Origin of the sequence: Arthrobacter sp. SO3, assembly GCF_020532825.1 — a bacterium.
Classification (GTDB): domain Bacteria; phylum Actinomycetota; class Actinomycetes; order Actinomycetales; family Micrococcaceae; genus Arthrobacter.
In genome coordinates, this window is sequence record NZ_MQTS01000128.1 from 14,606 (window position 1) to 19,937 (window position 5,332).

Below are 5,332 nucleotides of genomic sequence, written 5' to 3' on the forward strand. Positions count from 1 at the left end.
GCCGTTCGGCGGGGTCCAGCGGCAGCCGCAGCCAGGAGTGCCAGGCCGGGTCCGCGGCGTCCGCCCAGAGCCAGTACCAGATGGGGTACTCCAGCAGCCCGTGGCCGCCGGCACCGGCGGCCTCGGCGGCGGCGCAGCCCAGTGCCTCGTGGTCGGTGTGGCCGTCGCGCCGGTAGGGCGCCACGAGGGTGATGCGCTCCGCGGGCAGTCCCGAAGCGGCAGCTTCTGCGATGGCGTGCTGCAGCGCCGCGTGCACCTCCGTGCGGCGGTCGGCGAGCCTGCCGTCCGGCAGGGCGAGGAACCGCCAGTCCGGATCCGCGAGCAACTGCGTGAGCGCGCCGCCGAACTCCCGGAGCCGCACGGCGCCGAGCTGATCCGGCGTCGTGGTGGGTGAGTCCGGGTGGGAGGCCTCCCCTGCCGTGCACAGCAGCACCGTGACCCGGGCGCCGAGTCCCAGCAGCCGGGCCATCAGCCCGCCGGCGCCAAGGGATTCGTCGTCCGGGTGCGCGGCCAGGACGATGAACGCCTGGCCGGCGAGTTCTCCGGCGTCGAGCGGCAGCTCCGGGAGGGCGGCCAGTCCGCTGGCTGCCCAGGCGTCCTCGCTGGTTCCGGTGTCCTGGTGGGTGAAGCTCACCACGGGTGGTCCCCCTTGAGCGTGAGGGCACCGAGCTGGGCATCGTCGCGCATGCCGTGGTGCTGGCGGATGTAGAGCGAGAGGTCGGCCATGCGTTTTCCGTAGACGGGGTCGAAGGCGAGCGGGCCGGGCCCGAGGTTCTGGCTGACCAGCGTCTGGATGCGTTCGACGGCGGTGGCGACGTTACCGCGGACCCGGAGGGCTTCGCTCCAGGCCCCGGTACCGGAGAGCTCCCCGGCATCGATCCGCGCGGCGGTCCCGGAGAGGTCTCTGGTCAGGGCAGCCAGCGTGCGGTCGATCTCGCCAAGGTGGGCCAGCGCCAGCTGGTCCGGTTCGCGGCCGCCGCCGGCCCCCTTGAGCAGGGAATCCTTGAAGCCGCGGGCCACCGCGACGGCGCCGCCCAGCCAGCAGGCCGCCACGCCCATGCCGCCCCAGGCGAAGCCGGGCCGGCGGTAGTACCAGCCGGAGTCGCCCAGCGGCACGGCCGGAACGGCGTCGAAGTGCACGGTCCCGCTGGGGATTTCCGTGAGTCCCCGGCTGGTCCACTGCGGATCCTCGAAGCTGACGCCATGGGCATGGAGGTCGACGGCGAAGGCCGCGCGGCCGCCGTCGTCCAGCCGGGCGGTCACGACGGCGTGGTCCAGCTGCGCGGCCAGGGAGCACCACGGTTTGGAACCGTGCAGCACGAAACAGCCGTTCGCCGACTTGGCCTCGAGCCGCAGGCCGGCGGCTTCGGCGGCAAACACACCCCAGGCGCCGTCGAAATGGACGCCGTTGACGTCCGGGCGGTCCCCGCCGTTCAATGCCGCCTCGCCAGCGGCCTGGGCGAGGATTGCGGAGGCGTCCAAATGGGGTTCGATGGCCCGGCCCGCGGCGATGTCAACGGCCGTGACGGACGCCAGGATTTCCCACAGGAATGCGGTCCGGCCCTCACCGGGTTTCGGGGCTGCTGCTGCAACGGTTTTGGCCAGCTCCAGCAGAGCCGGGACGTCGCCGACGGCCGACCCGGCCGCCGCGAGCAGGGGGCTGAGCCCGGCCAGGTGATCCGGTGCGGAGCTGATCCGCACGGCGAGGAGCCGCTGGGAATCGGGAGTCCGGTTCATGTGGTGGCCTGTTCTCCTTCGAGGTGCGTCTGCTGCTGTCGGCGTCCATATCTGACGGCCGGGCTACTGCTGAGTAATTCCAGGCCGCTCCATAAATCTAAGCACACTTAGCACTTTCGGGATTCCGCTCGTAGCTCCGGCGCCGGCGCGATGCCCGCCGCACGGCTACACCACCCGCGCCAGGGCGAAGCCGTCCCAGCCTTTGGAGCCCACGGTCTGGATGACGGTGCCGTCCAGCCGGGGGTCCTCGCCCAGCATTTTCACAGCGCTGATGATGCCAGGGGCGTTGACGGCGTCCAGGGCGGGGTCCAGCACGGCGCCTTCCCAGACCACGTTGTCCATCACGACGGCGGTGCCCGGCCTGCCGAGGCGGATGGCCCAGTCGAGGTAGTGCGGGTTGTTTTCCTTGTCCGCGTCGATGAAGACGAAATCGAAGGGCTCGGCACCCTCGTCGGCGAGCGCCTGCAGGGTATCGAGTGCCGCCCCGAGCCGGATCTCCACGAGGTGGCCCAGCCCGGCGAAGTCGACGTTGGCGCGGGCCACGTCGGCGTGCTTGGAGAGGTATTCGCACGTGATCAGCCGGCCGCCGTCGGGCAGCCCCTGGGCCATCCAGATGGTGCTGAACCCGGCGAGCGTCCCGATTTCCAGCACGCGGCGGGCGCCGGTGAGCTGGACGAGGAGTTTGAGCAGTTTGCCGGCGGTGGGGGCGACTTCGATGGGCGGCATGCCCGCCTCGAGGGCGGAGCTGACGGCGCGTTTCAGGGTGCTGTCCGGGCGGACCACAACCTCGGACAGGAAATCCTCGACGGCGGTCCAGCGGGCGGTGGGCTGATGCTCGAACATGCCCCAAGTCTTCCAGCTGACCCGTCCCGGCGGTAGGCCGCAGTCGGCCCGGGGGTCCTAGCCTGCGGCTGGACCGGGCTGGTCTCCGAGGGCCTGTTCCAGGCGGTCCAGCTTCCCGGTGAGTTCTCCCGTGTATCCCGGGCGGATGTCTGCCTTGATGACGAGGGAGACCCTGCTGCCGAAGCGGCCCACCGCCTCGGTGGCCCGCTTCACGACGTCGAAGACTTCATCCCACTCCCCCTCAATGGTGGTGAACATCGAGTCGGTGTGGTTCGGCAGGCCGGATTCACGGACGATCCGGACGGCTTCGGCGACGGCGTCGTGGACCGAGGCCTCGTCGGCCGCTATGGCCGCCGAACCGGCGGGTGCGTCATCGGCCTTGCGCGCGGGACGGCCTGAGGGTGCGACAGAAAATGCAAGCAACATGGCACCAGTCTTTCACGTGCTCCCAGTTCGTGGCGGCGTGGATGGAGTCCGGATCTGTCCCGCTCCCGGTCCGGACGCGGCCTGGAGCAATCTGCGGAATCCGTCACATTGGTCACTACCCGGGAGTAATCTCCCGGCCCCGGCCGCGCGTTGCTAACCTAGGCAAATGAACCGGGTAGCAGACCGCAGGCCGCTCCGCGCCGACGCCGCGCGAAACGTGGACAAAATCATCACGGCCGCCCGCCAGTGCTTCCGGGAGCACGGCCCCGAGGTCCCGCTGCAGACCATCGCCGTGACCGCCGGAGTCGGACCGGCCACCCTGTTCAGGAACTTCGCCGACAAGGAAGAACTGGTCCTCGCGGCACTGCACCGGCAGCTCGGGCTGATCGTCGATCCGGTCATCGAGGAGGCCCTCGCCGGACCGGACGCCGCCGATGGCCTGTTCCGTGTCATTGATGCGCTCATGGGCGTGGCCAGCGAAGAAGCCAACCTCCTGGGAGCCGTCGCCGGCCGGCGCGGGCTGCTGACCGGCATTACGGGCGACCTGATCGAATCCGTGGCCGTGCTCCTGGGCCGCGGACAGGGCCAGGGCACCCTGCGCAGCGACATTTCGATGACGGACCTGATCCGTCTGCTGGCCATGCTGATCGGCGTCGTGGACACCATGGAGGCAGGTTCGGATGCCTGGCGCCGTCCGGTCGCCCTCGTGGAGGACGCCATCCGCACGGAGCGCCCGCACCGTCCGCTGCCGCCCCAGGCGCCGCTGCCGGGCACCGCGTTCGACTCTGTGCTCGGCTAGAGACCGGTGTTCTGGGAAACCGTGGCCGGCGCGGTCGGCGGCCTGCTGCTGGTCTACGCCGTCCTCCTGCTCCTCCTGTGGGGCTATGCGCGCAAGCACCCGGAAACGGTGACGATGAAGGATGCGTTGCGGTTGCTGCCGGACCTGTTGAGACTTTTGCGGCGGCTGGTCGCTGACAAGACCCTCGGCACCGGGGTGCGGATCCGGCTTGCCCTGCTCCTGGCCTACCTGCTCTCACCGATCGACCTTGTCCCGGATTTCCTGCCCGTGATCGGGTATGCCGATGACGTGATCATTGTGGCCTTTGTCTTGCGCGCCGTGATCACGCGGGCGGGCGGGGATGCCCTGCGCCGGCACTGGCCGGGAACGCCCGACGGGCTTCAGCTCATCCTTAAGCTCGCCGGGCTCGGAGCACCGCTGTAGGAGCCCAGGCGCCCGGCAGCTCAGGCGCTGAAGGCTGTTGCCGCGGGACCGCCGTCGAACCTGCGCAGGATCTCCTCGGCCACGATCCGGAGCTTGACGTTCCTGGTGTTGGAGACCTTGGCCAGCAACGCAAATGCTTCGGACTGCGAGCAGCGGCTCTGCGCCATGAGGATGCCGGTGGCAAGGTTGATCTCGGTCCGCGACCGCATGGCCATCAGCAGGTCCCGGTTCACGCCCCGGGCCGCGTCGAACCGGACGGCCAGCCTCGTCACTCTGGCGGCGCGGACGGCGAACGCCCCGCAGGCCGCCACGGCGCCGTCGTCGAAAGCCTCGGGGGACGTCGAAAGGAAGGTCAGGGTGGCCGCTGCGTCCGGGTCGGCAAGCAGCGAAACGGCAAAAATGCTGCGGTTCCCGCGCTGGGCAGCCGCCCGCTGGTAGCGCCTCCAGCGGGGATCCATCGTCGTGTCCGGCACCAGCACCGCCAGCCCGGACTGCTGCGCCTCCAGCCCGGGGCCCTCCCCGACGTCGTCCTGCAGCCGGTCCAGCACGCGCGCGTCGGTGTCATCGGCGGCCAGGGCGAGCGGCCTGCGCCTCCGGGCCACCCGCACCGAACAGACCACCGGGCGACCGGTTTCAGCTGCGGCGAACTCGGCCGCCAGGTCGGACAGTTGACGGAGGAAATCCTCCAGGACGTCGTTGTCCAGCAACAGATCCTGCAGGTGCTCCGAGAGCCGGGTTCCCAGCATCAATCCTCCGCGGGCTTCTCTTTGGCTTCCAGCAGGTGGTGCTGCAGCTTCTCCTCAGCCTCCCGCCGGCGCCGGGCCATCTCCCTTAGCTCGCGGGTGGACTCAGCCCCCGGCGGAACGAACGGTTCGTGCGGCTTGGAGTGCTGGCCTTTGCCGGGCGCAGGGGTAGCCGGATCGTCGTTGTCGCTCATCTCCGAATGCTCCCACGGGGATTCGGCGGCAAGTAGGGACTAAAGACCGTTACGGAGCGGTAGGGCAGGAGGTGTCGGGCTGCTAGCTGTACTCAGCCAGCAGGTTGGTTACATCTGCTTATGGGTGCTCGTCCTCCGAGGGCTGCGTGGTGTCGGCGGTGGTTGTA

Annotated in this window: 8 protein-coding genes; 2 read left to right on the forward strand and 6 right to left on the reverse strand. The window is 69.9% G+C overall.

Features of this window, described 5'->3' with window-relative positions; translation table 11 throughout:
• From BJQ90_RS12725 to BJQ90_RS12740, 4 genes are all read right to left on the reverse strand, one after another.
• The coding region (locus BJQ90_RS12725; protein WP_226760620.1) for a PIG-L deacetylase family protein at window positions 1–637 on the reverse strand (637 nt) is incomplete at its 3' end.
• Window positions 631–1,737 carry an acyl-CoA dehydrogenase family protein gene (locus BJQ90_RS12730; RefSeq protein ID WP_226760621.1) on the reverse strand — a complete coding sequence of 369 codons (1,107 nt, stop codon included), beginning with the start codon at window positions 1,735–1,737 and terminating at the stop codon, window positions 631–633. The genes BJQ90_RS12725 and BJQ90_RS12730, both read right to left, overlap by 7 nt.
• A gap of 165 nt (window positions 1,738–1,902) precedes the next feature.
• Window positions 1,903–2,580 (reverse strand): O-methyltransferase, encoded by a 678-nt coding sequence (locus BJQ90_RS12735; RefSeq protein ID WP_226760622.1) that lies wholly within the window; start codon window positions 2,578–2,580, stop codon window positions 1,903–1,905.
• 57 nt (window positions 2,581–2,637) lie between these two features.
• Window positions 2,638–3,006, reverse strand: a complete 369-nt coding sequence (locus BJQ90_RS12740) for an MTH1187 family thiamine-binding protein (RefSeq protein WP_226760623.1) — start codon at window positions 3,004–3,006, stop codon at window positions 2,638–2,640.
• A 166-nt stretch (window positions 3,007–3,172) separates the two neighbouring features.
• On the opposite strand from BJQ90_RS12740, the gene BJQ90_RS12745 reads away from it, so the two are divergent.
• Window positions 3,173–3,805: a TetR/AcrR family transcriptional regulator gene (locus BJQ90_RS12745; RefSeq protein ID WP_226760624.1), complete on the forward strand. Its 633-nt coding sequence runs from the start codon at window positions 3,173–3,175 to the stop codon at window positions 3,803–3,805.
• Window positions 3,806–3,811: 6 nt separating this feature from the next.
• On the forward strand, window positions 3,812–4,228 hold the full coding sequence (locus BJQ90_RS12750; RefSeq protein ID WP_226760625.1) for a YkvA family protein: 417 nt from the start codon (window positions 3,812–3,814) through the stop codon (window positions 4,226–4,228).
• Between the two features lie 20 nt (window positions 4,229–4,248).
• On the opposite strand, the gene BJQ90_RS12755 is transcribed toward BJQ90_RS12750, so the two are convergent.
• Entirely contained in the window at window positions 4,249–4,974 is a 726-nt protein-coding gene (locus BJQ90_RS12755) for a GAF and ANTAR domain-containing protein (RefSeq protein WP_226760626.1), read from the reverse strand.
• Window positions 4,974–5,165 (reverse strand): hypothetical protein, encoded by a 192-nt coding sequence (locus tag BJQ90_RS12760; RefSeq protein WP_226760627.1) that lies wholly within the window; start codon window positions 5,163–5,165, stop codon window positions 4,974–4,976. Before BJQ90_RS12760 ends, BJQ90_RS12755 begins: the two co-directional genes overlap by 1 nt.
• Between the last annotated feature and the right edge of the window lie 167 nt (window positions 5,166–5,332).

Coding starts and splice junctions, on each gene's coding strand:
- BJQ90_RS12755 (WP_226760626.1), bottom strand. CDS start 4,974: ATGCTGGGAACCCGGCTCTCGGAGCACCTGCAGGATCTGTTGCTGGAC.
- BJQ90_RS12740 (WP_226760623.1), bottom strand. CDS start 3,006: ATGTTGCTTGCATTTTCTGTCGCACCCTCAGGCCGTCCCGCGCGCAAG.
- BJQ90_RS12745 (WP_226760624.1), top strand. CDS start 3,173: ATGAACCGGGTAGCAGACCGCAGGCCGCTCCGCGCCGACGCCGCGCGA.
- BJQ90_RS12730 (WP_226760621.1), bottom strand. CDS start 1,737: ATGAACCGGACTCCCGATTCCCAGCGGCTCCTCGCCGTGCGGATCAGC.
- BJQ90_RS12760 (WP_226760627.1), bottom strand. CDS start 5,165: ATGAGCGACAACGACGATCCGGCTACCCCTGCGCCCGGCAAAGGCCAG.
- BJQ90_RS12735 (WP_226760622.1), bottom strand. CDS start 2,580: ATGTTCGAGCATCAGCCCACCGCCCGCTGGACCGCCGTCGAGGATTTC.